At 58.5% G+C, this 24,610-nt stretch carries 26 protein-coding genes and 4 pseudogenes; 20 read left to right on the forward strand and 10 right to left on the reverse strand.

Annotation, left to right across the window (positions count from 1 at the left end; all coding sequences use genetic code 11):
* Nucleotides 1–10: 10 nt before the first annotated feature.
* Nucleotides 11–823, reverse strand: a complete 813-nt coding sequence (locus tag ACIP66_RS00435; RefSeq protein ID WP_400644318.1) for a carbon-nitrogen hydrolase family protein — start codon at nucleotides 821–823, stop codon at nucleotides 11–13.
* Nucleotides 824–1,042: 219 nt separating this feature from the next.
* On the opposite strand from ACIP66_RS00435, the gene ACIP66_RS00440 reads away from it, so the two are divergent.
* Together ACIP66_RS00440 and ACIP66_RS00445 are read left to right on the forward strand one after the other, a co-directional pair.
* A complete protein-coding gene (locus ACIP66_RS00440; RefSeq protein ID WP_400644320.1) occupies nucleotides 1,043–1,546 on the forward strand; it encodes a thiol-disulfide oxidoreductase DCC family protein in 504 nt (167 codons plus the stop codon).
* Between the two features lie 72 nt (nucleotides 1,547–1,618).
* On the forward strand, nucleotides 1,619–2,062 hold the full coding sequence (locus ACIP66_RS00445; protein ID WP_053119755.1) for a PaaI family thioesterase: 444 nt from the start codon (nucleotides 1,619–1,621) through the stop codon (nucleotides 2,060–2,062).
* Nucleotides 2,063–2,819: 757 nt separating this feature from the next.
* On the opposite strand, the gene ACIP66_RS00450 is transcribed toward ACIP66_RS00445, so the two are convergent.
* Complete coding sequence (locus tag ACIP66_RS00450) at nucleotides 2,820–6,713, reverse strand: autotransporter outer membrane beta-barrel domain-containing protein (protein ID WP_400644323.1); 3,894 nt, start codon at nucleotides 6,711–6,713, stop codon at nucleotides 2,820–2,822.
* Between the two features lie 272 nt (nucleotides 6,714–6,985).
* Here ACIP66_RS00450 and ACIP66_RS00455 point away from each other — a divergent pair, with 272 nt between their 5' ends.
* Nucleotides 6,986–8,569: an EAL domain-containing protein gene (locus ACIP66_RS00455; protein ID WP_400644326.1), complete on the forward strand. Its 1,584-nt coding sequence runs from the start codon at nucleotides 6,986–6,988 to the stop codon at nucleotides 8,567–8,569.
* A gap of 74 nt (nucleotides 8,570–8,643) precedes the next feature.
* On the forward strand, nucleotides 8,644–8,859 hold the full coding sequence (locus ACIP66_RS00460; RefSeq protein ID WP_053119696.1) for a PLD nuclease N-terminal domain-containing protein: 216 nt from the start codon (nucleotides 8,644–8,646) through the stop codon (nucleotides 8,857–8,859).
* Between the two features lie 420 nt (nucleotides 8,860–9,279).
* Here ACIP66_RS00460 and ACIP66_RS00465 read toward each other — a convergent pair whose 3' ends face one another.
* Nucleotides 9,280–9,975, reverse strand: coding sequence for a class I SAM-dependent methyltransferase (locus ACIP66_RS00465; RefSeq protein WP_282357554.1), 696 nt, complete (start codon nucleotides 9,973–9,975; stop codon nucleotides 9,280–9,282).
* Nucleotides 9,976–10,180: 205 nt separating this feature from the next.
* Here ACIP66_RS00465 and ACIP66_RS00470 point away from each other — a divergent pair, with 205 nt between their 5' ends.
* Nucleotides 10,181–10,696: an AAA family ATPase gene (locus ACIP66_RS00470; protein ID WP_400644690.1), complete on the forward strand. Its 516-nt coding sequence runs from the start codon at nucleotides 10,181–10,183 to the stop codon at nucleotides 10,694–10,696.
* A 118-nt stretch (nucleotides 10,697–10,814) separates the two neighbouring features.
* Here ACIP66_RS00470 and ACIP66_RS00475 read toward each other — a convergent pair whose 3' ends face one another.
* On the reverse strand, nucleotides 10,815–11,297 hold the full coding sequence (locus tag ACIP66_RS00475; protein WP_400644331.1) for an Lrp/AsnC family transcriptional regulator: 483 nt from the start codon (nucleotides 11,295–11,297) through the stop codon (nucleotides 10,815–10,817).
* Between the two features lie 132 nt (nucleotides 11,298–11,429).
* On the opposite strand from ACIP66_RS00475, the gene ACIP66_RS00480 reads away from it, so the two are divergent.
* The 3 genes from ACIP66_RS00480 (at nucleotide 11,430) to ACIP66_RS00490 (ending at nucleotide 13,822) form a co-directional block, all read left to right on the forward strand.
* A complete protein-coding gene (locus tag ACIP66_RS00480; protein WP_400644333.1) occupies nucleotides 11,430–12,878 on the forward strand; it encodes an L-lactate permease in 1,449 nt (482 codons plus the stop codon).
* 51 nt (nucleotides 12,879–12,929) lie between these two features.
* Nucleotides 12,930–13,352: a bleomycin resistance protein gene (locus ACIP66_RS00485; RefSeq protein ID WP_400644336.1), complete on the forward strand. Its 423-nt coding sequence runs from the start codon at nucleotides 12,930–12,932 to the stop codon at nucleotides 13,350–13,352.
* Between the two features lie 182 nt (nucleotides 13,353–13,534).
* Complete coding sequence (locus ACIP66_RS00490) at nucleotides 13,535–13,822, forward strand: barstar family protein (protein ID WP_212549544.1); 288 nt, start codon at nucleotides 13,535–13,537, stop codon at nucleotides 13,820–13,822.
* A 29-nt stretch (nucleotides 13,823–13,851) separates the two neighbouring features.
* On the opposite strand, the pseudogene ACIP66_RS00495 reads toward ACIP66_RS00490, so the two are convergent.
* Nucleotides 13,852–14,142: pseudogene (locus ACIP66_RS00495) on the reverse strand (anti-virulence regulator CigR family protein); the annotation flags it as partial.
* 202 nt (nucleotides 14,143–14,344) lie between these two features.
* On the opposite strand from ACIP66_RS00495, the pseudogene ACIP66_RS00500 reads away from it, so the two are divergent.
* Nucleotides 14,345–14,473, forward strand: a pseudogene (locus ACIP66_RS00500) (phage major tail tube protein); the annotation flags it as partial.
* Nucleotides 14,474–14,535: 62 nt separating this feature from the next.
* On the opposite strand, the gene ACIP66_RS00505 reads toward ACIP66_RS00500, so the two are convergent.
* From ACIP66_RS00505 to ACIP66_RS00520, 4 genes and pseudogenes are all read right to left on the reverse strand, one after another.
* Entirely contained in the window at nucleotides 14,536–15,717 is a 1,182-nt protein-coding gene (locus ACIP66_RS00505; protein WP_400644338.1) for a hypothetical protein, read from the reverse strand.
* Nucleotides 15,718–16,046: 329 nt separating this feature from the next.
* Nucleotides 16,047–16,340 (reverse strand): hypothetical protein, encoded by a 294-nt coding sequence (locus tag ACIP66_RS00510; protein ID WP_400644341.1) that lies wholly within the window; start codon nucleotides 16,338–16,340, stop codon nucleotides 16,047–16,049.
* A gap of 241 nt (nucleotides 16,341–16,581) precedes the next feature.
* On the reverse strand, nucleotides 16,582–17,172 hold the full coding sequence (locus tag ACIP66_RS00515) for a nucleotidyltransferase family protein (RefSeq protein WP_400644344.1): 591 nt from the start codon (nucleotides 17,170–17,172) through the stop codon (nucleotides 16,582–16,584).
* A 20-nt stretch (nucleotides 17,173–17,192) separates the two neighbouring features.
* A pseudogene (locus ACIP66_RS00520) lies at nucleotides 17,193–17,312 on the reverse strand (transposase domain-containing protein); the annotation flags it as partial.
* A 432-nt stretch (nucleotides 17,313–17,744) separates the two neighbouring features.
* Here ACIP66_RS00520 and ACIP66_RS00525 point away from each other — a divergent pair.
* The 3 genes from ACIP66_RS00525 to ACIP66_RS00535 all read left to right on the forward strand — a co-directional run bounded on the left by ACIP66_RS00525 (nucleotide 17,745) and on the right by ACIP66_RS00535 (nucleotide 19,137).
* Complete coding sequence (locus ACIP66_RS00525) at nucleotides 17,745–18,110, forward strand: DUF6124 family protein (protein WP_400644347.1); 366 nt, start codon at nucleotides 17,745–17,747, stop codon at nucleotides 18,108–18,110.
* A gap of 124 nt (nucleotides 18,111–18,234) precedes the next feature.
* Nucleotides 18,235–18,594: a DUF6124 family protein gene (locus ACIP66_RS00530; RefSeq protein WP_400644350.1), complete on the forward strand. Its 360-nt coding sequence runs from the start codon at nucleotides 18,235–18,237 to the stop codon at nucleotides 18,592–18,594.
* A gap of 228 nt (nucleotides 18,595–18,822) precedes the next feature.
* Complete coding sequence (locus ACIP66_RS00535; RefSeq protein WP_400644353.1) at nucleotides 18,823–19,137, forward strand: phage tail assembly protein; 315 nt, start codon at nucleotides 18,823–18,825, stop codon at nucleotides 19,135–19,137.
* A 59-nt stretch (nucleotides 19,138–19,196) separates the two neighbouring features.
* On the opposite strand, the gene ACIP66_RS00540 is transcribed toward ACIP66_RS00535, so the two are convergent.
* A complete protein-coding gene (locus ACIP66_RS00540; RefSeq protein WP_400644356.1) occupies nucleotides 19,197–19,457 on the reverse strand; it encodes a hypothetical protein in 261 nt (86 codons plus the stop codon).
* A gap of 18 nt (nucleotides 19,458–19,475) precedes the next feature.
* On the opposite strand from ACIP66_RS00540, the gene ACIP66_RS00545 reads away from it, so the two are divergent.
* The 8 genes and pseudogenes from ACIP66_RS00545 (at nucleotide 19,476) to ACIP66_RS00580 (ending at nucleotide 24,509) form a co-directional block, all read left to right on the forward strand.
* Nucleotides 19,476–21,572 carry a phage tail tape measure protein gene (locus tag ACIP66_RS00545; protein ID WP_400644359.1) on the forward strand — a complete coding sequence of 699 codons (2,097 nt, stop codon included), beginning with the start codon at nucleotides 19,476–19,478 and terminating at the stop codon, nucleotides 21,570–21,572.
* On the forward strand, nucleotides 21,565–22,146 hold the full coding sequence (locus ACIP66_RS00550; RefSeq protein ID WP_400644362.1) for a phage tail protein: 582 nt from the start codon (nucleotides 21,565–21,567) through the stop codon (nucleotides 22,144–22,146). The genes ACIP66_RS00545 and ACIP66_RS00550 overlap by 8 nt, the downstream gene beginning before the upstream one ends.
* The gene (locus ACIP66_RS00555; protein ID WP_400644364.1) at nucleotides 22,146–22,457 is read left to right on the forward strand and encodes a hypothetical protein; all 312 of its coding nucleotides are present in this window, start codon (nucleotides 22,146–22,148) and stop codon (nucleotides 22,455–22,457) included. The genes ACIP66_RS00550 and ACIP66_RS00555 overlap by 1 nt, the downstream gene beginning before the upstream one ends.
* Nucleotides 22,458–22,541: 84 nt before the next feature.
* Nucleotides 22,542–22,727 (forward strand): annotated as a pseudogene (locus tag ACIP66_RS00560) (phage tail protein); the annotation flags it as partial.
* Nucleotides 22,728–22,746: 19 nt separating this feature from the next.
* Nucleotides 22,747–22,977 (forward strand): hypothetical protein, encoded by a 231-nt coding sequence (locus tag ACIP66_RS00565; RefSeq protein ID WP_400644715.1) that lies wholly within the window; start codon nucleotides 22,747–22,749, stop codon nucleotides 22,975–22,977.
* Between the two features lie 133 nt (nucleotides 22,978–23,110).
* Nucleotides 23,111–23,494 carry a DUF4376 domain-containing protein gene (locus ACIP66_RS00570; RefSeq protein ID WP_400644367.1) on the forward strand — a complete coding sequence of 128 codons (384 nt, stop codon included), beginning with the start codon at nucleotides 23,111–23,113 and terminating at the stop codon, nucleotides 23,492–23,494.
* Nucleotides 23,495–23,496: 2 nt separating this feature from the next.
* A complete protein-coding gene (locus ACIP66_RS00575) occupies nucleotides 23,497–23,697 on the forward strand; it encodes a Com family DNA-binding transcriptional regulator (RefSeq protein WP_400644369.1) in 201 nt (66 codons plus the stop codon).
* Nucleotides 23,658–24,509 carry a DNA cytosine methyltransferase gene (locus ACIP66_RS00580; protein WP_400644372.1) on the forward strand — a complete coding sequence of 284 codons (852 nt, stop codon included), beginning with the start codon at nucleotides 23,658–23,660 and terminating at the stop codon, nucleotides 24,507–24,509. Before ACIP66_RS00575 ends, ACIP66_RS00580 begins: the two co-directional genes overlap by 40 nt.
* Nucleotides 24,510–24,610: the final 101 nt, after the last annotated feature.

Here is a 24,610-nt window from a genome sequence, read left to right on the forward strand (position 1 = left end):
AGCGCAAGGTTCAGGGGATCAGCAGCTCGCGGCGACCGTCCGGGTGTTCGGTGATGTCAGCGGCGAGCTTCAAACGTTTCTCGGCGCGATAGTCGTAGAGCGCGCGGGCCGTGGCGATGCGCGTCATGTCCAGTTCGATGACATGCCGGCATTCCTCCGCGCCAGCTTCGAACAGACGCTGGCCGAACGGATCGACGACGGTGCTGCCGCCGGCAAACACTTCGCCAACGCCATCGCCGACGCGATTGACCATGGCGGCGAACAGCTGATTTTCCTGAGCTCGGGCGGCCACGGCGGTGTGGTGAACGTGGCCGTAAGGCTGCATGTTGCCGTCGGTGATCAGGATCAGTTCGGCGCCGAGCGCGGCCAGTGCGCAGGCGCTTTCCGGGAACTCGATGTCGTAGCAAATCAACAACCCGATGCGCACGCCCCGCCATTGCACGGTGGCGAAGCGGTCGCCGGGCAACACCAGTTCAGGCTCGCCAACCCATAGATGGGTTTTGCGATAACTCAGGGCAATGCCTTCTGGGGTGATGAACAGCGTCGTATTGTAGAGGCGCTCGCCGTCGCGTTCGATCAGGCCAACCACCACCGCGATATCGCGTTCGCGGGCGGCGGTGCAAATTGTCTTCACGTTTGGCCCGCTGAGGTTTTCAGCGAGTTGGGCAATGTTGTCATGGCCAAGAAAACCGGTGAGGTACGCCTCGGGAAACACCACGATGTCGGTGCCCGGCTGGCAATCGGCGATCGTTTGCAGAATGCGTTGCAGATTGTGCGCGACGTCGCCATCGCGTCCTGCCAGCTGTACGAGTTCTAGTTTCATTGTCAGACCTTTCGGAAAATAGCGTCCTGGCCAGGAAGCAAGGCTTTGTCAAAGGTGCGACCAGTATGCGGATCGTGGCGAAACTTCCTATCACGCTGAGGGAGTACCCCCAAAGGGTTAGATGCCGATCCATGTAGGAGCTGCCGAAGGCTACGATCTTTTGATTCACCCAACACCCGGCTATGATCCGACGTGCCCCTCTGCCAAGAATCAGCCCCTATGCCCGCCACAGAAACCCGCCCTACCCCAGCGCCCTTGCTGCAACCCGGTGAAACCGTGGTGCTGTTCGATGGCGTGTGCAAACTGTGCAACGGCTGGGCGCGTTTCTTGATTCGTCATGATCAGCAACGCCGCGTGCGGCTGGCGGCGGTGCAATCGCCCGAGGGTCAGGCGCTGCTGGCGTGGGCGGGGTTGCCGATTGATCAGTTCGACACGATGGCAGTGATTCGTGACCGGCACTACTGGGAGCGTTCGGAGGCGTTTTTCGAAGTCATCAGCCAATTGCCCGGGCGCTGGCAACCGCTAAGGCTGTTGCGCATCTTCCCGCGTGTGTTGCGCGATTGGGCCTACGACCGTGTCGCGCTGAATCGCTATCGACTGTTCGGCAAGTACGACACCTGCCTGTTGCCCAGTGCCGATCACGAACGGCGTTTCCTCAAAGCCTTCAACGCAGGCGTAACCCACCGCATCGCGTTATCGAAGGATATTCAAAAGCCTTATTAACCCGCACAAACCTTGGTTTCTGCCGCTGAGCCGCTATACCCAGTGACTCATGTGACGACAAGGATCAATACCATGGAAGATTTCACCGCCAGCAACCCCGATTACGACAAGCACGTGCCCGCCGCTGTGCTCAGCATGCCGGCGGCAAAACTGCTGGGTTTTCACTTCAATTACCTGAAACCGGGTCACTGTGAAATCGAGCAGCCGACGCGCAAAGAACTCACTCAGCACAACGGCTTTTTCCAGGGCGGAATCATTGGAGCGCTGGCAGACTTTGCCGGTGGTTCGGCGGCGGGCACATTGCTGCCGCCGGGCTGGATCAACATGACCACGGATTTCACAGTGAAATTGATCGCACCGGCCGACGGTGAAAAGTTGCTCGCCCGAGGGCGGGTGATCAATGCGTCGAACAACACCACCGTGGCGGCGGCTGATCTGTTTGCCGTCAAGGATGGCAAGGAAACGCTTTGCGCCACGGCGCTGGTGACCATGCGCAATCTGCCGTACAAGGGCTGATCACAGCGCCCGCGCCGCCAGATGCGGTCTAGGTTCGGTACCTCTGTGGCAGGTCTACCGCTTTCGCGAGCAAGCTCAGCTCCTACAGTTTTGTGGTGTAGCCGGATTTTGTGAACGACGCAGCATCCTGTGGGAGCCGGGCTTGCCCGCGATGACGGCGGCAGGCTCGACACCTCCGTGGCAGACACACCGCTTTCGCGAGCAAGCTCAGCTCCTATCGTTATGTGGTGGAGCCGGACTTTGTGTACGACGCAGCACCCTGTGGGAGCCGGGCTTGCCCGCGAAGACGGAGGCAGGCTCGACACCTCCGTGGCAGACACACCGCTTTCGCGAGCAAGCTCAGCTCCTACCGTTATGTGGTGGAGCCGGACTTTGTGTACGACGCAGCCCCCTGTGGGCGCCGGGCTTGCCCGCGATGACGGCGGCAGGCTCGACACCTCCGTGGCAGACACACCGCTTTCGCGAGCAAGCTCGGCTCCTACAGTTTTGTGAAGCAGCCCGACTTTGCGTACGACGCAGGATCCTGTGGGAGCCGGGCTTGCCCGCGATAACGGCGGCAGGCTCGACACCTCCGTAGCAGACACACCGCTTTCGCGAGCAAGCTCAGCTCCTACAGTTATGTGGTGTAGGCGGATTTTGTGTACGACGCAGCCCCCCGTGGGAGCCGGGCTTGCCCGCGAAGGCGATAGCACGTTCAGCATCATTGTTGCAGGACGACCGCTTTCGCGAGCAAGCCCTCTCCCACAGTGGGTGTACGCTAAAAATTAATCTTGAACCCCAGCATCGCGTCATACCCATGACTGTCGCCATCAAACCCTTGGCGATACCCCGCCGAAGCGGTAAACGTCGTGCGCCGATTCGCCTGATAGTCCACCCCGACATTCACCTCGCCCCACGTGCCCTGAATATCCGACTCGAACGGGATGTAACCCGTCTCCGAAGAAAACTCGGTCTTCGGCTGCCCTTTGAATTCATGCCAGACACTGGGTCGAATCCACGCATTGGTGCGCCGTGCGCTTTTGTCGACGCCTTCGGTGTCCCAATCCTTGGCGATGCGCACACCCGCGCGGCCAATCAATGAGTCGACGTCGCGGAAGCGGATTTTTGCGCCGGCGTCGTCGCTGCTATCGAGGTCGACGTAGCTGTAGATCGCCTGCAATTGCGGTTCGATGTACCAGTTTTTGTCGAACTCATACGGGTAGCCGTTCTCCAGCGAAGCGGTGTAGCCCCAGCCCCGGGTTTTCAGTTTCGGCAGGTTGGTAGGCTTGGCTTCAACGTCGAAGCGATTGACCTGGAACACACCATCCAGATACCAGCCCGACGGGCCGAAGTGCGTCCAGTAGGCGCCCAAACCATAAGCACGCAAGGTGTCTTCCCCGGCGTTGCGACGGGTGTAATGGCTGACGCCCGCGTCGATGGTGCCCGCCGACAGCGAGATACCGGCCTGCTCATGACTGCCGTCAGTTCTGACCTTGCGATAAAGGTCAGTGCCGACCTGAAATGCCGTCAGGTCATAGTTGTATTCAGGCGTGTTGCCCAAGGCGTTTTTGCGATCGCCATCCTGCTTGCCGCTGCGATAAATCACCCGGCCCCAGCCCATGGACGGTGTCGTCGTCGATTCATCTTCCTTGGGCAGTGGATCGCCGGCGTTCAGGCGTTCTTCGCCCACGCGCTCGTGCAGGGTGTCGACCATCGTCCGCCCGTAAACCAGCGCCAATGCGGGTACCGCACCGTACAGAGAAACTTCCGGGCGATAGTTGGGCACCGGGGCAGGTGAAGGTGCAGGTGTTGGATCGGGGTCTGGCGTCGGGTCGGGATCGGGCGTTGGATCCGGATCTGGAGGCGTCGGAGGCGCAGGCGGCTCTGGCGGCCCATCCGGCACGGGCGCATCGGAACGCAGAAACCAGCTGTTGCGCGCACTGCCATCATCGCCGCCCTGCTGCAGGCGATACTCATACGGCCCGGCGACCACGCGGCTGGCCAGGCGAAACGCGTTGGCATCACCGGCCCCGGCGCTGTTGTTGAGCGCCTCGACCACCGCGATACCGTTGCCCTGCGTCACCGCGCCCTGCCCGCCGACATTGCGCACCGCAAGCCCCGTGGCGCCGCCGCTGCTGGTCGCGATCGAGTCGACCACCAACATGTCAGAACGGCTGTCGGCACCTCCCGCATTCAGCGTGGTGTTGAGCAGCAAGCGACCGCCATTGGAGACGAACAACCCGCCACCGTTAGTGCCTGGCGTGGATGCGCCGCTGATCAGCAACACATTACCGACGGTGTTGCCGCCGCCCGGAAGATCGAGGGTGCCGCTGTTGGTGAAGCGATTAACACCGAGCAACTGCCCCTGCACCGCACCGCCCGCAGTCGGCGTGTTGAACGTCTGCCCAAACGGCAGATACGCACCACTGCTATTGAAATTAACGATGCCGTTTGCCGGTTGCTCTGCCAGACGGATCACGCCGCTGTTGTCGATACTGTTGGCACCCGAAGTACCGAGGTTGCTGGCCGCCACTCCCCACGTGTCCCGCGTGCCGCTGCCGGTTGAATCGGTAAAATTGCGCAGCGTCCAGGTGCCGCTGTTGGCCACCGTGCTCGCCGCACTCACTGCGTTCACCGAGCCGGTCATCTGCCCAATGTTGTCGAGGGTAAATGTCGTGCCGGGCGTGGTCGCATCGCCACGCACCGCGACATCGCTGAGCGCTCCGATCACGCCTGTGTTGTTCAGCGATTGCGTCGCACCACCCAAGGCGATACCGCTGCTGTCGGCCCAGCCCCCCTGAATCGTTGCGCTGTTGCTGACGTTGGCAACGCCGCCCACGGTCAACACGGCGATGCCCGATGAATTCGTCCCTCGCGAGGTGATCGCTCCGCTGTTCGTGACCGAAACATTCGCCGCACCCGACGCTTCAGCCAGAATCCCCTGACTGTTGCTGGCGCCCTGCGTTTGAATCGAGCCGGTGTTGACGATGGTTTGCGTACCATCGCCGGACAAGGTGCGAATGCCACGCTGCTGATCACCGCGAGCGATCAGTTGCCCGCTATTGCTGATATTCACCGTGCCCGCACCCGTGCCGCCGTTGAACGCGCTACCGGCCAGAATCGCCGCGCCAGCCCCGTTGACGTCAATCAGCGTGCCGGTGAACACCGCGCTGACATTTCCGCCCAGCGTCAGCGCCTGCAAACCAAAGGAGCCAATGCCACTGCCGTCGCCCGTCCCCGCGTCGGAGTGCGTGATGATCGTGCCGCTGGCGGCGATGTCTACGGTTCCTGTCGGGGCTTGAGTCGTGGCGTAAATACCGTTGGCATTGCTGTTGAAGGTTTCGATTCGATCGCCAGAATAGTTGACCCGGACGTTGCCCCCCGTTGAGTCCACCCGAATGCCGCCCGCGCCAAAACCGCTGGCGGTGATGTTGCCGGAGTAATCGATCAGCACATTATTCTGTTCGGCGCTGACGATGATGCCGTAAGCACGATTGGTGCTCTGCGCGCCGAGCACGGTGAGATCGCCACTGCCCGTGACGGTGACATCGCCGGTACCGCGCTTGATGATATAGATCGCCCGCGCACCGACATTACTGGCGATGTTGCCGACGTTGATCGGCGCATTGTTTTCGATACTGATCGAACCCAGCCCACCAGTATTGTCGTTGGCGTAAATCCCGTGGCCACCGCCGCCAGTGGTAGTGATGGCGCCGTTGTTGACGACATTGATACTGCCAACGGTCGAAATCGCACGAATGCCGAAGCCGTTGAGGCCGTCGGTATTGATCGTGCCACTGTTGCTCAGAAGCGTGTTGCCAGCGCCGCCTTCAGTGAAGATGCCGAAGGCGTTCATGCCCAGTCCCTGAACACTGGCCGCATTCACCACGGTGGTGTTGCCATTGATCGCGCGGGTATGCACCCCGGCGTGGTTGCCGACGCCAGCGGTCGGCAAGGTGTCGTCGATGATCGGCAGACCAGCCGACAGCGCATCATCGTTGTTCACCAGAATATTCACCCCGGCACCGACGTTGACGTTGTTGTCGCCGCTGCCCGTGGCCTTCGTCCAGATTCCGTTACCGCCCAGCAGGGTGATCTGCCCATTGCCCTGGTGGCTGACATTGATCGCCCCGCCGCCGCTGCCGTTGACGTCGATGCCGTCATGCTCGTTGCCGACGACCGTGTTGAGGATGTTCAGGGTGGTGCCGGACGTCACCGTGACCGTCGAAGAACCCGCGCCGGCATTGGTGATCGCCAGCGCATCGAGGCCGCTGCCGCCGATGTTGACGGTGTTGGTGCCGCCGTCGACGGTCAGCGTCGCGTTGCCGGTCGTGCCGATGACATTGGAAAACACTGCGTTGGCGGCGGTCGGTGGTGTGCTGTTGACGGTCGTGCCGCTGAGGCTGAGCGCCGAGTTGCTGTTGTTGCCGCGAACGAGCACCGAGGAGCCAGCCGTGGTGGTGATGCTCGTGCCCGCTTGCGTGCTGATCGCAGCGGCGACACCGGCGGCCGGCGTGCAGGTTTGCGAGACGTTATAGGCGCCAGCAGCCAGCGGGCCACAGGCGGCGTGAGCATCGGTCAGGGTCAGGGCATTGGCCATGGCGACCAGCAAGGCACTGCGAAGAAAGTGCGGGGCATGCCCGCTGAATGGATGCACACAAGCGCTTTGCATGAAAACCTCCTTGTCCAGCGTTTTCCCCCGTGGCAGGCGACTGACGGCACCACCGGAGTCTTGCGTGGTGAATACAGCTTTAAACCTTAGTAGCTATTTCGAAAGATGGCGGAAAACCCGCAGCGTGCGCAGTGTTTCTGCACGGCTTTATCCATTCAGCTGACTTTTTGATCCACAGCAATATTTGCCCGCCAGCGCCGCCGTAATCTGTCTTTGCTGGAAGACAGCCGTGCTGTGCGCACGTCACAGGCCTTGGGCCAAGGTGGCGACAAATGAACAAAAAACGCATCGTCTGGGGGAGCATTCTCCTGGGGTTTCCGTGTGTCTTGCTTCCCGTATTGTTGATGGGTTATCTGGCCTGGGTGCTCAATCTGCACGCCGCGCAACAACGTCTGGAAACCCTCGCGGCCGTCGCCTCCAGTCGGGCCAGCGGCACCTTCAACGAAGCCGCCAGCGCCCTCAAAACCATCGCCGGCTCAAGCCTGTCGCCCTGCACACCCGAGAGCATCGACGAGATGCGCCTGCTGACCATCAACACCTTTTCAGTGAAGTCGGTCGGTTATGTCGAGCAAGAGATTTACGCCTGCGGTTCCTGGGGCCCGGTCGGTCACCACGCAACGCCATGGCCGGAGGACTTCACCACCACCGACGGCGTGCGCGTGTCGCTCGGTGTGCAGTCACGCATCGTCCCGGCCAAGCCGATGATGGCGCTGCAATACGCGGCGTTCAATGTGCTGGTCGACCCCGCACAATTTCTTCATGTGATGCTCGAAGAGGATATGCACCTGACGGTCGGCACCGCAGCGGGCCAGTTGGTCAGCGCCTCGCGACCGGGAGCGGAGCATTTTCTCAGCCGCGTGCACTCGGGTTCGCATTCGGCTCTGGACGGAGGTTACCTCTACACCCTCGTGCACAGCGGTGACTGGGTGGCGATTGCCGCGATCTCCCGGCATGAGTTGATGCAAGGACTGGTTCGCCGGGAAATGCTGCTGTTGCCCATCGGCGGTTTGCTCGCCGGCCTGCTGGTGTTGCTGATTGCGCGCCGCACACGCCAACGCCTGTCGCCGCTGGCCGAGCTGAAACTGGCGGTGCGTAATCGCGAATTCGTCGTTCACTATCAACCGATTGTCAGCCTCAGCGATGGCGCCTGTGTCGGTGCCGAAGCCCTGTTGCGCTGGCAGCATCCCGACGGTTCGATGGTCTGCCCCGACGCGTTCATCCCGCTGGCCGAACGCAGTGGCCTGATTCTGCCAATCACCGATCAAGTCATCGATTCGGTGATGCGCGACATCGGCCCCTTGCTGGTCAAGGAGCGCGGCCTGCATGTGGCGATCAACCTCGCCGCCAGGGACGTCAGCAGCGGGCGCTTCCTGCCCGGGCTGGAGGCTGCGCTGCACAAGGCTGGTGTGCAGCAGAATCAGATCTGGCTGGAAGCCACCGAACGCGGTTTCCTCGACATCGACGCCGCTCGTACCACGGTCAATCACGCCCGCGAGCTGGGTTATCTGGCGGCGATAGACGACTTCGGCACAGGCTTCTCCAGCCTGCAACACCTGCAACGGCTGCCGCTGGACGTGCTGAAAATCGACAAGTCGTTCGTCGACAACATTGATCAGGATGCCGCGACCGGATCGGTCACCGGCCACATCATTGAGATGGCCAAGAGTCTGCAATTGAAGATCGTCGCCGAAGGCATCGAAACCGAGGCACAACGGGATTACTTGCGCGCCAATGGTGTGCACTTCGGTCAGGGCTGGCTGTTTGGCAAAGCGATGCCGGTCGAGGATTTTTTGCGCTTTCAACACGCGCGGGCAAGCGTGGTCAGCGACCACGCTGCGCTGGAGTCGACCGTGTGATCAGGCATTCCACAAAATAAATGAACCCAACGCACCTCTTGCCACCTAACGCATAGACCATCAGGAGGTAGCCAATGCATATCGAAACCGTGTGGATCGTACTGGCGGCAGTTCTTCTGCTTATCGAGCTTTGGGCCATCAATCGGGTGCGCAAAAGCGAGGGGAAATCGAGTACCAAGGGCGTGTGGATCGTGCTGATCGTGTTTGTGCCGTTGTTCGGTTTGATTGCCTGGGCGTTGGCGGGGCCCAAGCACATCACCCATGGCGCGACCTCTAATTCCAGCCGCTAAACCGATAGAGGGTGAGGGAGATTGCTCCCTCACCCATCGGGTTCATTTACTGTCTTCAGGCTTGTCCTGCTGTATTTGCAATGACGCTTTGCTCTTGTCGCCTTCCTTGTTGGGAGCATCGTTGGAACCCTCGTAACAACCTTGCAGCAGCATCACGCTGCAGCATCACGCTGCAGATCCACAGACACGCGCAGATTTTCTTCATGATCGTCTCCTGAACAATGGATTTGCCATCGCCGCGAATTGGCGAGCGATGCTGCCTCTGTGGGTGGACGCTACAATCACCCATCAGTTCGAACTTTTTTCGCTGCGGACAGGGACGTTGAAGTGGGAAATGGAGCAGGCAAACGCATTGTGGTGATTGGCGCGGGCCGCGTATCGGCGGCAATTGTGGCGTGCCGTCCCGATCGGTTTTGCCGCTCACGCTAACAGTTCAGTAATCCAGCGAACCTGTCGGGCGGTGTCCTGCACTTTCGCCTCAGGCACTGCATCGCGCGCGTGGGCGAACTGGGCCAGTGTTTTCTGTTTGTACTTCAACTTGCGCTGCCACTTACTCAGAAACGCCGCGCTGCGGGCGCGCATTTGCAAGGGACCGAAATACAGTTCTTCGTCGGTGTAAGCCACTGGCCCGGCACGCTCGGCGACGATGATTTCGTAGTAGAAACGGTTTTCGTGCAGCAGTTCTTCACAGAGGATGGTGTAGCCGTTGTCCATCAACCACTGACGCAGCGGCTGCTCGCCGCCGTTGGGTTGCAGGATCAAACGCTCTTCACCGCTGAGATGGGTTTTACCGCTGTCGAGGATGTCGCGAATCGTCTCGCCGCCCATGCCGCAAATCGTCAGCGCAGTGATCGCGTCGCCCGGTTTGATCGCCGCCAGACCGTTGGCATGGCGCACGGTGATGTGTTGCTCAAGATCGTTTTCGCGCACGGTGCGTTCAGCGGCGCGAAACGGCGTCAACGCGACCTCGCCCGCTACCGCCGAGGTGATCGCGCCACGACGCATCAACGCCACCGGCAAATAGCCGTGATCGGAGCCGATATCGGCCAGGCGTGCGCCCGCCGGCACGTGCGTAGCCACGCGTTCCAGGCGTTGGGACAAGGTGTTGTGGTTCAACAAAAGACTCCTTCGAGCGACGGCTTTTGGCGGTGTGCGACCCTTTGCGAAGGTGTGGCGGCCAGTCAAACGGCGGAGTTTGCCCAACGGCTGCGGACATCTCAAGCGCAGCGCCGATCAGGCTGACCAAGTGACGCCTTTTGCTGCGCCTTCGATCAAGGATTGCTTTAGACTTGCGCGCTTTTTTTCAGCAAGGGATTTGCACATGCAGCGCGTTGTGATTTTGGGTAATTCGGGCAGCGGTAAATCCACCCTCGCCCGCGAGATTGGTCATCGACTGTCGCTGCCGGTGGTTCATTTGGACACACTGTTCTGGGAGCCCGGCTGGATCGAACCGGACAATGAAATTTTCCGCGAGCGAGTACGTCAGTCTGTCGCCGGCGATGCGTGGGTGTGCGAGGGCAATTATTCGCGGCGCACGTTTGATTTGCGATTGCCTCGCGCCGACCTAGTGGTTTGGCTCGATACGCCTCGCGTTGTCTGCATCAAGCGAGTGATTCTGCGCAGCGCGCTGAACAAGCCTCGGGCGGATCTGCCGGCGGGTTGTACGGAGCGGCTGGACAAGGCGTTTGTGGGATTTTTGAAGTTTGTCTGGAATTACGACCGGGTGAATCGGCCGAGCATCGAGGCGAATCGGCTGGCGATTGCGCCGCAGGTGCCGGTGGTTCGGCTGTGCGGGGCGCGGCAAATTTCGCGGTTTTTGGATGGATTGGGGAGTTAAGGGGGGCTTTTGCGGTGGCCCGACTACCCCCTTCGCGAGCAGGCTCACTCCTACAGTTTGAAATGCGTTCCCCTGTAGGAGTGAGCCTGCTCGCGATAGCTTTTTCAGCCGCGCCGCATCAACCCGCCGGCACCTCAAGCCCGACCTTCACCCGATCCAGCGCCACAATGGTTTTGAACCACGTTACGTTGGTGTTCTCGGCAAACAATCGCCGCGCCAGCGCCTGATATTCCTGCATGCTGGCGACCGTCAGTACCAGCACAAAATCCACCTCGCCGGTGACGTAATAGCACTGCTGAACCTCGGGCACCCGGAAGTGCGCCTTCATTGCCTCCAGCGCTTCGATGCTGGTTCGCTCGGCCATCACTTCAACAATGATGGTGATCGGGCGACCCACCGCATTCGGATCGACAACCGCAACATTGCCGGTAATCACGCCCGCCTCTTCCATCCGCTTGATGCGGCGCTGAACCGCCGCCGTGGACAGATTGACCTGCTCGGCCATCAGGCGCAGCGGCATGGCGTTGTCGCGCTGGACGAGTTCGAGGATGGCGCGGTCGAATTTATCCAGTGATTGGGGTGTGGCGGCGCTTTTTACCATGTCAGGCTCGCGAGAAAATTTCTCGAAAACTAGCAGAAAACTGCGCACCTTTATCCAGTCGCGCGAAATATTATCGTGCTCGCAGTCGGCATTCGCCGGCTGATCGAGAATTTGCACAGGGTAATGTTGGCCATGGACGCACTGTTTCATCTCTCCCCTGTTTTGCTAGTGACCGCCATGTTGGTCGTGCTGCGCCGGCCTCCGGTTCAGGCCGCTGTCGCCGGCACGCTGCTGGTGATGGTGCTCTGGATTGCAGGCGCAGCTGATGCCTGGCAATCGAGCAGCCTGCTGGCCGCCGCTCAAGACACCGCCGTGTTGTTCGCCAGCACTGCATTCGTGATTGTGCCGGGGCTGGCGTTTGTGATGGTGATCGAGCGGCTGGGCGTCAATTTAGCCGTCAGCCAATGGGTGCGTTCGCTGGGACTGGGGCGCGGCGATCAAGTGGTGTTTATCGTGCTCGGGCTGGCGCCGTTGCTGGAGGCGATGACCGGTTTCGGTGTGTCGCTGATTGCGACGGTGCCGCTGCTGTTAAGTCTATTCGAACGCCGGGTTGCCTTGCGCATTGCGCTTACCGGGATGGCGATCATGCCGTGGGGCACATTGGGCCTGGCCTCGGTGATTGGCGCTTCGCTGGCGCATCTCGATGCCGCCATGCTAGCGCAAACGTCGGCGCTGACCAGTGCGCTGGTTTTCCTCGGATTGGCAGCGTTGGCGTTGTATCTGGCGGGTGCGCGGCAATGGCAGGAATGGCGGGCGCTGGGCGCGTTTTGGTTGATCTTCATCAGCGTGTTGTATGGCACCAGTCGCTGGCTGGGGCCGGAAGTCGCCGGTGTTGCCGCAGGTCTGGTGACGGCGACCGCTGCACTGGCCGCCGGCCTATGGCGACGGTCTCGCAACACGAGCGAACGCGATGAGCTGCATTGGCCGCGGCAGGCCTGGCCGTATCTGTTATTGATCGTCAGCATCGTCGCGCTGAAAGTCCTGTGGGCAATCACCGGTTGGCAGAATCACTGGCTGGTGCAAGGTGCTCAGGTCAGTTGGAAACCACTGGCGTCACCCGGTGTGGCGTTGATTCTGGTGTTGATCGGGTTAGGCTTTCACACGCGAAAAAACGTTACCGACAGCGGCATGCTGAGCGGATTGGCTGCCCGAGCCAAACGGCCGTTGTTGACGATTTTCTTCTTTCTGGCGATGTCGCAGATGATGGTCAAAGCGGGTTTTCTCGCGGGCCTGATGCAATTGCTCTCAGGTCTATCGCCCAGCGCCGCGACCTCGCTGGTTGCATTATTGGGTGCGCTATCAGGCTACATGACCGGGTCGAACGTCGGCGGCAACGCGATCTTCATGCCCGCCATCGCGATGCTGCCCGAGTCTTCGCGTTTGTTGTTGGCAGCGGTGCAAAACAGCGCGGCCGGGCATGCGGCATTAGGCTCGTTGTCGATCGTTATGTTGATTCTTGGGTTAGCCAAAACACAGGCCAAAGAAGAGAGTGAACTGGTCAGGTTTGGCTTTGCGCTGGTGTGTCTGAATACGGCGCTGGTCGCTTTGACTGCCGGGGTGTTGAGTGTGTGGATTGGATAGCGAATCGAGATAAACTCGCGACGAAATATTCAATGAAACGGAATTCACCTCATGTTCAAACGCAACACGCTCGTCCCGGAATTGATGGTCACCGACCTGCCGGACAGCCTGAATTTCTGGGTGTCCTGCCTGGGGTTCACCATCGCCTACCAGCGCCCGGAAGACGGCTTTGCTTATCTGGATCTCAATGGCGCCCAAGTCATGCTGGAGCAAGTCGATCCGCAGGCGGGTCAATGGCTGACCGCGCCGTTGGACAAGCCGTTTGGCAGAGGTATCAACTTGCAGATTGATGTTGTCGCCGTCGCCCCCGTCATCGAGAAACTGGGTCATGCCGGATTTGCCCTGTACCGCGAGTGCAAGGACACGTGGTACCGGGCGGCGGATGTGGAGGTGGGTCAGCGCGAGTTTATTGTTCAGGATCCGGACGGATATCTGGTGAGGCTGGTGCAGCGGTTGGGTGAGCGGGCAGTTTGATCGCAGGTACCTCAATCAACGCTGATCCCTTGTAGGAGCCGAGCTTGCTCGCGAAGGCGGCGTAACTGTCGATAGAAATGTTGAATGTGCCGGCCTCTTCGCGAGCAAGCTCGGCTCCCACAGGATAGGTGATCAACAATGCTGTCCCGTTCACTTCCGCGATCCGAGTTCAGGTGCTGATGATGCCTAGAGTACAGACTGTAACCATTGATTTGAGTGAAGTGACGAGTTCCGCCGAACTTCACGCGTTGCTGCGCGAAAGCCTGGGTTTCCCTGATTGGTACGGCTGTAACTGGGATGCTTTCTGGGACGCTATTACCGGGCTGGTTGATATGCCTGTCAATTTGCGGATCTCAGGCTGGCAGAGGTTTTCCAGCCGTTTGCCCAGGGATGCGCGGCTGATGCAAAAATGCCTTGAGCAGATGACGGCCGAGTTCCCGGAGCAGGCCGCCACTGTCGTGTTTGACTAAAGTACGGCCTGCCCCCCCATCTCCCCTCGCTAATCAAAAGCCCCGTTGAGGACTTCGTAGATGAGACCCGTCGCCAACGCGACGAGAATCAGATCCGTGCCCGCTTGCTGCCATTCATAGCCGTCGTAATGCGGCAGATGGCCGACGAGGCGTCCATCCAGTTTCTTCGCGATCCCCGGTGGCAGGGGCTTGCCGCGTGCGAGGTTTTTCTGGATCCCGGGCGGCAACGACGGCCCCGGGCTCCAGTAATCGCGATAGCCACCGACAATGCCGAGCACGTTGCCGCGGTCGATGCTTGGGCCATTGCCCCAGTCGCCACCGGACTTCTTGTTGACGAGTGACCTAAATCATACCCAATAAGCGAGATAAACCCGATCCATTCCGGGCTACCTTGGCACAAACCGGGAAAGCTTCTGCAATTCCCTTGCACCCAGTGCAATGAAAAACGCCCCGTCAGTCCTCGACCGACGGGGCGAACATATCCACCTGGCGCCGCGACACCTCATCCTTCCTGACGGCCTTTCAGCGACGTACGTGCGGCAGATGATCAATGGTGAGGAGGTGGTGTTGCTGGATTATTTGGCGAATATATTTCGGGTGGGTGGGGAGGATCAATTGTCTGTGTACAACAGAAATTTAGGGATTTCCTAGTGATGCCAGCAAAAGCCCACTAGCAATAGCGGGCCTTTTGCAATGAAAAAGGTCTAAGCGATTTACTCGTAAGTATGCTCGTACTGCTCGTCGCTACGAACAGTAATAATTAAGGTGGAAATGTGTGGGCCTTTGTCAAATCCGAAATCGGAATCCAGTGGCGGTGGATCAGTTGGCTCATCACGCCAAAGACTAAGACTCCAATAATCCTCAAGAAGCAAGTAGAGATCTATGATTGGTATTGGGTCGTTCAAGTTGTTGAGGGTATATTTTTTCTTTAGAAGCTTCCATCGCCTTTCATTGAACCATTGCAGAAAAAACGGTGAAATAGAAGAGTGATTTTGCATTCCTAAAACAAAGTCTCTGTAATTCTGACTCTGATAGAAAAGCGAGTGCACGAAATGTGCTGCCGAAACCACCCCTGCAGAAGTCGTAACGCGAGCCTGACCGTTGTACCCCTTCATACTGACCGTCTCGTATTTCCCACGCAGATCGTTCACCATTTTCGTCCAAACGCAATGTTTGGCGGCCGCTCCCGTTTTTACTTCCCTCCCAATCGCATGCGCAGCTCCAGAGACCATGCTAATAACAGCATCCAAGTAGGAGTCCGGGGGCTTGATCTCGGACTTTTTCTTGTCCAACGGCCAGCCAACCTGCAGTGGGCCCGCGGGTGCCGTAGCGATAGGCCACGACGACTTCGCCATTAATAAGAAACTTGCACAGTCTTCTAGGCCGTAGGTTTTACTAGCGGCACTGCTGCCAAGCTGATAAGCGCCAATTGGGTTTTCTCGATTGACGCCAGGGTACAACGTAATGTTTTTGTGCCGATTGCAGTCTTCGAACAGCAGTCGTTCTTTCTGTGTCGATTTTCCGCCTGGCAGCTTGTTGTACTTGCTCGCAACTTTGGCCTGAATCAACATCGCTTGCTCGCGCTGGAGCAAGCCATTGGGCGATTCCCACCGCACGCAAAGTAGCAGATCAGCCAATTCACACTGTGGCTTCTGCTGACGCGGCGAATGGCCTTTAGGAGTGAACTCCGCCTGAGGTGTGCCATCGACCCAAATGGATTGGACCCGCACCTGAGCAGAACGGCCTTGTGCAGCCAACTGCCTTTTGATTTCAAGCGCGAGTGCGTCAATGTTGTGTTGTTTATGCAGATACATCAGGAACCAGCGCTCAAGCGCCCACTTGCCTGTAAAGCTTCTAATCTCGCTACGCCATGCCGGCCAATCGTATTGCTTCATACCTAACATCCTGACTGTCGAGATTAATAGTCAAATCAAAAGCGTTTCGGCTTCATAGATGAAGTTGCTATTTCGTATCTACTAGTATGCTGTTTTTAGAACAACCTGCCCGCCAACCCGTGCAGCCATCAATTCACAGCTTCCCTTTATATTGTTAAAAACATCATCTCCCTTTGTAAGCCAGACATCGCGGATTGACTGCGTATTTCGTAGCGTCAAGAGTTTAGCACTCCAGCTCGCGAACCAAGCTGGAGCTGCACTCTCGCAGATAAACCGCGATGTGGCGAGATGCACTGGCTGTTTCACTGCCTGACCAATCTAACTTCAAGTTAGTTTGATAGTGACTCGTGAGCTGTCCAAACTTCAGTATCAATTTCTAAAACCTGAACATGGGAGGCGCTGAATACATTCAAGTCAAGGACAATCACTTTATAGTCCTTGTTGGTGAAGCCACAGCCGCCTATTAATTTATTCACACCTTGCACAATGTACTTAAGCTGCTTGTCGTAGGCTTCTTCTGTTGGGCAGATTAGCGACCCTTGCTTGAGTGTCTGTGGGGCAGCTATTGCATTGGCAGAGAGGGTAAAGCTAAGGGCGAGTAGTGCAAGTCGAATGGCATTCATACGCAATCCCTACGTTGTTGATGCTGATGTGCCATCAATGTACGCCGCGATCTCTGAACCCACAATAGGTATCCTCGGCCTCCGAGGCGGTTGTTTCGCAGATCCATACCACTAAGGTAGTGGCTCATTGGCATTGCCTCACAGCCTCATTTCAGAGTAGGTTGCAACGGGCAAGCCAACCAATGACATAGGGAAGTGACAATGAAGTACTGCATGTTATCGCTTGATCGTAAGCGTCCGGTTAAGTCGCCTTGACACAAGGGATTGAAGGTAAAGGCGCTGAAGCAAGCGTGAGAAGTGGCCAGATCTCTATCCAGTTTTTGGACTTGAAGCGTTCTTGATAGATCTTTGTTTTCTCCGTGGCAAACCTCCCTGCTGGCCTGATAACCAACCCAAACAGATCATCGAGGCCCAGTGGCGCAGCGATCTCGCATGAACCTGACTCTCCTAGTCTGACGGCTACCGCCGTTGCGGTTTCCGGCCAGTAGCGCATTGCGTCGGTCGTTGAAAGGTATGGTTCATCCCCATTCTGAACATGCATTCTGGCTTGGTTTTTTACAGACCACATTGCAGTCGGGTCTAGCCCTCTAAGGAGCGTCTCCAAGGCTTTATCTTCCTCTGGAGAGCAACGTTTATGATCAAACCAAATGACGTCGACGTCTGTTGATACAGGAGAAGGACTACGCCCGTGTAAATAGTCCCAAACCGCGTTTCGGACGAAACCTGCTCCTATCCAGCAGTCTGGCAAATTGAGGGAGCGCACCATTTTCAGTAGTCGCCAGCGGATGGGATCTTCTGAAATAAGCGCTTGGATTATCGATATATCGTCCACAAAAAACTCCCCTTTTCAAGCTACGCAGATATCCATTGATGCGGCAGCAGCTGGGCGATTTCGCTAGCTCGCTGCGTCGGCAACCGCATCAGCACATCCTTGAGGTAAGCATACGGATCATGCCCATTGATACGCGCCGTATCCCCGAACACGCTGTAGGTAGCGGTGTATTGCGCACCTTCGTGCTCAAGCGTGATTTCCTCATCCATCTACAAAACCTCATTTTCCTTGATCATTGATCGCCGCCTGCCACCGTATGAAGTGGAGCACCCGATCGCGGATGGCGATAACGCTGCTGCCACATTATTAGCCACGATAGCGAAGGCTGGCCTTAAAGCTGTAAGAGGTTTCGGCAGTGACCATGAGAAACAGTGAACGGGTTTGGTAGCCCGGTGTTAGGCGTACATCCCGCTGTCGTCGAGATTTTTCGCTCGATTATGGTGGCCATGTATAGGGCGTCCTAGGGCGCGCCGGATCCTAACACCCGGTCTACCAACCTCTGCATGGCCGCCACCCTTCGTTTGGTAGCGAAAGGGTGAAGCCTCCTTTAAATGTGTTAGGAGCTTCATCTAATGTTCAAAGTTACGCCAAACCCTCCGGACGCTGATCCGATCCCGTACGACCCAACGCTTGAACCTCAGAAGATAAAAGAGGCGACTGACCGTGCTATCAACTTTTATCTCAACCCAGAGGCACTGAAGCGTTCAATCCCTTCGCGTAAGGCCAACCGGATCTTTCTCATCGATCCAACGGTGGACGAAGAAACATTACTCGTCGAAGTCTGCGAGTCGTTAGCCGCCGCCAACGACATGGCGCGTGAAATCGGCGACGTCGTCGACCACTCCCAACGCAGGGCACTGCTGATGCTGCATCAGGTGATCATGCTCAGCGAACTCATCGTCAATCGAGTATTGGATAGCCGCCGCTTGCCACACTAGTTGTCAGGCTGATCAGTGAGGGGGTCTTGCCCCTCACTGCATAGCCGCCATCATAGTTGCTAGCGTGAGCCTTCAATTCTTCTCTCAAAGCACCGCAAAGCGTGCTGACTCGGAGTGCCAACTGATGAGCATCGCACCATCCACACCGCCGCAGACAGACCCGGCGTCGCCGTATGAATCATTCAACTCAAAAAAGCTTCACCAAGCGGCCGAGCGCGCGCTCGACCACTACCTTGCACCCGCCAAGATCATGGCCACCGCCTATAGCCCCAGCGATATGTTCATGGTCAACCCGCAAACCGATACCGAGTCTTTGCTGGCCAACGCCTGCGAATCCTTGGCCTCGGCCACCGTCATGCTCGGGGATTTTGCCGGAATGCTCGAAGGCCCCAACCGCAATACGCTGTTGGGTATTGCGCAAGTCGTCATGCTGGGGGAGCTGGCGGTGAACAAGGCGTTGGATAACGTTGCGCCCACAGAGTAGTCGGCAAACTACATGACGCTTTACAGTGAGAAAAGGCGGCCAGCTCGTTTCGCTGACCGCCCTTAAATTACGCACACAGCGCGTTTAGGGTTAGCACGACGTGGGTAGTCATAGGCCATTTCTCTGCTCAACGCCGCCTCTTTAAATCCGATTAAAAGCCAGTCACTCAGCGTTGCTCCAACATCAGGTTTCCACCGACAACTCACTGATGAACCTGGAGCAACGACGATGCCCGACGCACTGAACTTCACCCTCAAATTCCCCTTCACCAGCGCCAGCGGCGAGTTGCTGTCGACGCTGCCCATCAGGCGCCTCCAGCGCAAAGACATCAGCGCCGCGCAGGCGGTGACCAAAGACGAAGGCGCCATGGAAGACTTGCTGGTCGCCAAGCTGCTGGGCATTACGTTGGAGGATCTCGGCGAATTCGACATCGCCGACTCGACGCTCGCCACCGAGGTGTTGCGGGAAATGGCAGCCGGCCGAGCCCTTGCTGCAGTCCTGGGACGAAGCGCTGCTGCTGGTGCTGAGGTTGCAACCGTCTGAAATCGAACGCTTAGACATGGTCGATTACTGGCGCTGGGTCGACGTCTGCCAGCGGCAGATCAACCGCCGGCTCGAACTCGCCGAGCAATCGCACAGCTGATCAATGCCAACAAGCCCATCACCAGCCCGCCCAACAGCGCGCCGCCCGCAGCAATAGGCGCGGCCGCCATGGCCAGCAGGGGCAGTCCCAAACAGAACGCCGCGATCGCCGCCCACCAAGGCAGATGCATCAGGCACAGCCAGGCAAGCCAGATCACACCGGCGCCGATGGCCAGTGCGTACAGAGTGTGGGCGGTGCGTATCGCGGTTTTTTCAAACATTCCCAAAGCGTAGCAATGATGGCGAACGAAGTCCTCGTCGGTTTGAAAATTGGTGCGGTGGTCTCGGGCAGTCTTAGCGCTGCGTTCGGCTCTGCCAAATCCACCGTGCAGCAATTGGGCCGCGCCATGCAGGGGTTATCGGCCAAGCAACGGCAGATCGGCGATGAGCTGTCGGCCTCCATTGCCCGTGGCGGCGTAGGGATTGAGCGCTTGCGCCGGCAGTACGATGCCGTCGGCCACACGCTCGATCAACTCAATACCAAACAGCTGCGCCTGACCGCCAGCATGGCCCGTGGCGAAGTGCTGAAAAACAAACGCGGTGAATTACGTGGCCAGGCCATGGAAGTGGCCGGTACCGGCGCCGCGCTGGGTGCGCCGATCGTTCAGTCGATGAAAACCGCGATCAATTTTCAAGACCTGACCCGTGACATCGCCATCACCGGTGGTTTCAATCAGGCGCAAGAGGCCAGGCTCAGCACGGCCATGCGCGGTGCAGCACTGCGCTGGAACCAGACCCAGACGGACGTCGCCCAAGGCACCGCAGTGATGATCGCAGGCGGCATTGGCAACCTTAAAGAGTTAACGGCCTACGCCCCGGTCATGGCCAAAACGGCCACCGCCACCCGCGCCAGCATGGATCATCTCGGCGCGGTGGCGATTGCCCTCAATGACAACCTCAACATCGGCGCTGCCGGCTTCGAGCGCTCGATGAACATGCTGGCCTTCGCCGGTAAAAGCGGCCAGTTTGAGTTGGCCGACATGGCTAAGTGGCTGCCCCAACTGACGCCGCAGTTTGCCGCGTTGGGTATCACCGGGGAGCGCGCCGTGGCAGAAATCGGCGCCTCGCTGCAGATCGCCCGTCGTGGTGCGGGCAGTAACGACGAGGCGGCCAATAACTTCAAAAACTTTCTGTCGAAGATCACCGCGCCGGATACGCTTAAAGCGTTCGAAAAAGCGGGTATCGATCTTAAAGGCAGCATGAAAAATCTGGTCAAAGAAGGCCTGTCACCGGCCCAGGCCATGCTCAGGATCCTGACCCAACATTTGGGCAGTAAAGCGCCGGCCGCCGCCACGCAGTACGGCAAGGCCCTGGATATCAAGGATGAACACGAGCGGCAAATAGCACTGGCCCGTCTGGACGAATCCTACAAACTGGGCGAGTTGTTTGCCGACCAGCAAGTGTTGTCTTTCATTCGCCCGGCACTGGCCAACCAAAAAGACCTGGGCGGCATTCAGCAAGGCAGTCAGGACGCCGCAGACCAGGGCGGGCTCGATGACGACTGGGCCAAACGGATGGGCAGCGCCAAGGAGCAACTGAAGGAATTGCGCATCAACCTGACTGACATCGGCATTTCGGTCGGCAACGCGTTACTGCCCGCCATCGTCGAGGTCACCGATCAATCCCAAGTGAGCGTCACCGCAACCTGCCAGACCGTCGGTGAGCCAGGTAATGGTTGGAGCGCCGGCCAGATCAGCACAATCATCAACTCGCCATCAACAGAGCTGACCGCCAGTAACACAGCCACCACAGCAGACGGCGCCGAGGATGAAAGCGACGACCGCTACCGCGAGCGAATCATTTTGGCCCCGGAGGCCTTCAGCAACGCCGGCAGCCGCGCCGCTTATCGTTACCACGCACTGGCCGTGCACCAATCGATCATTGATGTCGCCGTACACGGCCCAGATGAAGGCCAGTTAGATGGCCATGTGGCGCTGCACCCACTGACGTCCCACGGCCTACCGACGCAAGAGTTGCTTCGGCAAATAGAACACACCATCAGCGGCGAAAAGCTCCGTCCACTGTGCGACACCGTCAGCGCGGTTTCCCCCCGCGAAGTCGCTTACTCGATTGAGGCCCACATAACGGTCTACGCCTATGCCGAGCGCAGCAACGCAATGGCGTCTGTAAAAGCCGTCGCACAGGCGTATGCCACAGATCGCCGGGCTGGCCTCGGTCGCGACCTTGTCCCAGAGCAATTAATGGCTTTGCTTCAAGTCCCGGGGGTCTATCGCGCAGACCTAAAACGACCCTCAGCGATTCGAATAATGGAGAGCCACGAGTGGGCAAACTGCACGTCCATCGAACTCATTGACGCCGGGGTGGCCGATGGCTGACCAGCCGCTGCCGCCCCCGCTAGCGGGCGATGATCGTTTTACGCTGCTCTGTGAACTGCTGAACCAAACACTGGCCGACCTCGATTTGAACGCGATGCTGGTGTACCTGATTGACCTGGTAAAGCCCTCATTACTACCAGCCTTGGCCGATCAATTTTCGTTATTGGATGAAGCTGCCTGGAGCCTGGCCGAGTCGCAAGAAGCCAGACGCAACTTGATCAAAAACTCGGTCGAGCTGCACCGCTTCAAAGGAACACCCTGGGCGATTCGCGAGGTGATCCGCTTGCTTGGTTTCGGCGAGGTCAAAATCCAGGAAGGCTTCAATGACCGTACCTACAACAACGAAATAGTCCACGACGGCACCCACGTCTACGGCGACCCCACCGCGTGGGCGCTTTACCGCGTCTTCCTACAACGCGCCATCACCAACGATCAGGCGGCGCTGTTGCGTCGCTTACTACTCTCCGTCGCGCCCGCGCGCTGCCGCTTGGTGTCACTGGACTATCAATCCGTCGCCATCCGCTACAACGGCGTCGCGCGCCACGACGGTCACTACAACCATGGGAGCAGCTAATGGCTGATTTATCCGAAAAAAACGACTGGGCGCCGGGCCTGTATCAGCTCGAAACCTCCGATCCCGTTCTGGGCGGACCAGAAGGTGTTTCTAACCTTCAAGCCAAGCAATTGGGCAGCCGAACGCACTGGCTTAAAAGAAAGCTCGAAAGCCTCGTTGAAAAGGTCGAGCAGGCAACAGAGTCCGTACTGGGCACCGTTCGGATTGCTTCCCAAGTCGTTGTCAGCATAGGCACTGATGACCGTACAGTGGTAACGCCCAAAAAACTCGCCACCCTGTTTCCGTACCGCGGCCGGGCCGTTTATTCCTGACCCGGGGTCTACACATGGACGATACCGACGGGCGTCGTCAGAGCATGGGTGGTCGTCATTGGCGCGGGTGGTGGAGGCGCCCGAATGACGACACTGCCGGGTGCTTCCGGTGGTTCCGGTGGCGGAGTCGCCAAGAGGCTTGTGAATCTGACCGGTATGACGAAAGTACTCGTCACAGTAGGTGCTGGCGGTATTGGCGCGCTAGTTGATGGAACCAGGGGCGGCAACGGTGGCGCCTCATCGTTTGGCACGTTTCTCCATGCCACCTCGGGCTGGGGAGGAATGATTGATGGCAACACACCTCATGGTGGTGAGGGGCTTGGCGGTGACGAGAATGATTGTATTGGTCTCGCCGGCCACGCGATGGGGGCTGCGAACAACACCACTTTCCTCGGTGGATCTGGCGGGGGCGGCGAGTCCGGATCGACATGGAATGATTCCCGCAAGCCCCGAACACCAGGACAAGGCGGTGGCGGCCGAGGTGGAAGCGCAGCGCCTGACGGTGCGGATGGCCAAGTAACGATTGAGTGGTGACGAACATGTGGGCACGAATAGAACACGCCACAGTGGCCGAAGTCACTGAGATCGATCCACAGGACAGATTTCCACCCTCACTGATTTGGGTGGCATGTCCCCACGACACACAGTCAGGCATGGACTATGTGAATGGCCAATTTACGAGGCCACCAGAACCACCCGTCGACGCTGTCGCAAAGATTGCTGCCATCAGGTATCGACACGAAACCGCCGGCATCGTCGTCAACGGCGTACACATTGATACCAGCCGCGAAAGCCAAGCGTTGATCACAGCCGCCACACTCTCAGCAGTGATTGACCCGACGTATACGTGCACGTGGAAAGCGATATGTGGCCCGGTCGAACTGTCAGCGGAGCAGCTCATCCACCTTGCAACCGCCGTTCGCACCCACGTCCAAGCCAGTTTCGATCGAGAGTGCACATTGCTCAGAGCGCTGACAGAAGGAAGCTACACGCCAGAAATGCTTGAACAAGGATGGCCAAGCGCAAAAGGGACGTAACCATGCAGGACATACGCTGTGGCCAATGCCACCGCAAACTCGCTGCCGTGCGAGGCTTCACCGAACTACAAATCAAGTGCCCGCGTTGCCGGACACTCAATCACCTGAAGGCCCCGAGCCTCCTATCCGAATGCCCTGAGCATCTGCCCACAAGAGCGCAGACGTGCCCCAGCCCACCATTGGAAGCCTGTTCGCAGGCATAGGAGGTTTTGATGCAGGATTCGAAAACGCAGGCTACCGCACCGCCTGGCAGGTGGAACTCAACCCCACCAACCGGGCTGTCCTTACCGACCGATTTCCACACGCCACCCAACACGAAGACGTCCGCCACTGCGGCGCCCACAACCTCAGCCCCGTTGACGTCATCACCGCAGGCTTTCCCTGCCAGGACATCAGCATTGCTGGCAGCAGACCGGGCAACCAAAAAAACCGAGGCCTGCAAGGCCAGCGAAGCGGATTGTTTTGGGAAGTCATACGCATCCTCCAAGAGACACAACCTCGCTGGGTGGTGCTTGAGAATGTCGTTAACCTGCTCGCTATCAACGATAGCCAAGACTTTGAAACAGTCATCCGGGCCCTTGCGGACTGCGGGTATGTGGGATGCTGGCGAGTGCTTAATGCTCAATATTTCGGAGTCCCCCAACAACGTCGTCGAGTATTCCTGGTCGCAGGTCATCAACGAATGCCCCCCATGGAGCTGCTGGCTGACGCTGCGCCAGTGGAAGCAATACCTCCAGCGTCTCAGTCGCAGCACTGGCCACGCCCCGCGGATGCATGGGCTGCCAATACTCTATTGGCAAACAAAGCCGGCTCCCAAATCGCTATGGGCTGTACCACTTTCGTCGCTCAACCGGACGGATGGCATCAGATGGCTGAGCGGCAGCGAACGTCTGAAAATGATGGGCTTTGCCTCGGACTGGATGCGTCCAACCTTGCAGAGGCTTTCGCTGCCGGAAACGCCGTCGTACCGCAAATCGCACAATGGATCGCCGAAAAGCTAATAAAAGCCAACTAACCCCACCAGCGGGAACCCGGTTCCCGCTACCATTCCTGCAATTGCTTTGCACCCCACGCAAAAGATAAGAACACCATTTACCGCGCGCTAACACCCAAGTT

Origin of the sequence: Pseudomonas sp. NPDC088429, from assembly GCF_044753305.1 — a bacterium.
Classification (GTDB): domain Bacteria; phylum Pseudomonadota; class Gammaproteobacteria; order Pseudomonadales; family Pseudomonadaceae; genus Aquipseudomonas; species Aquipseudomonas rustica.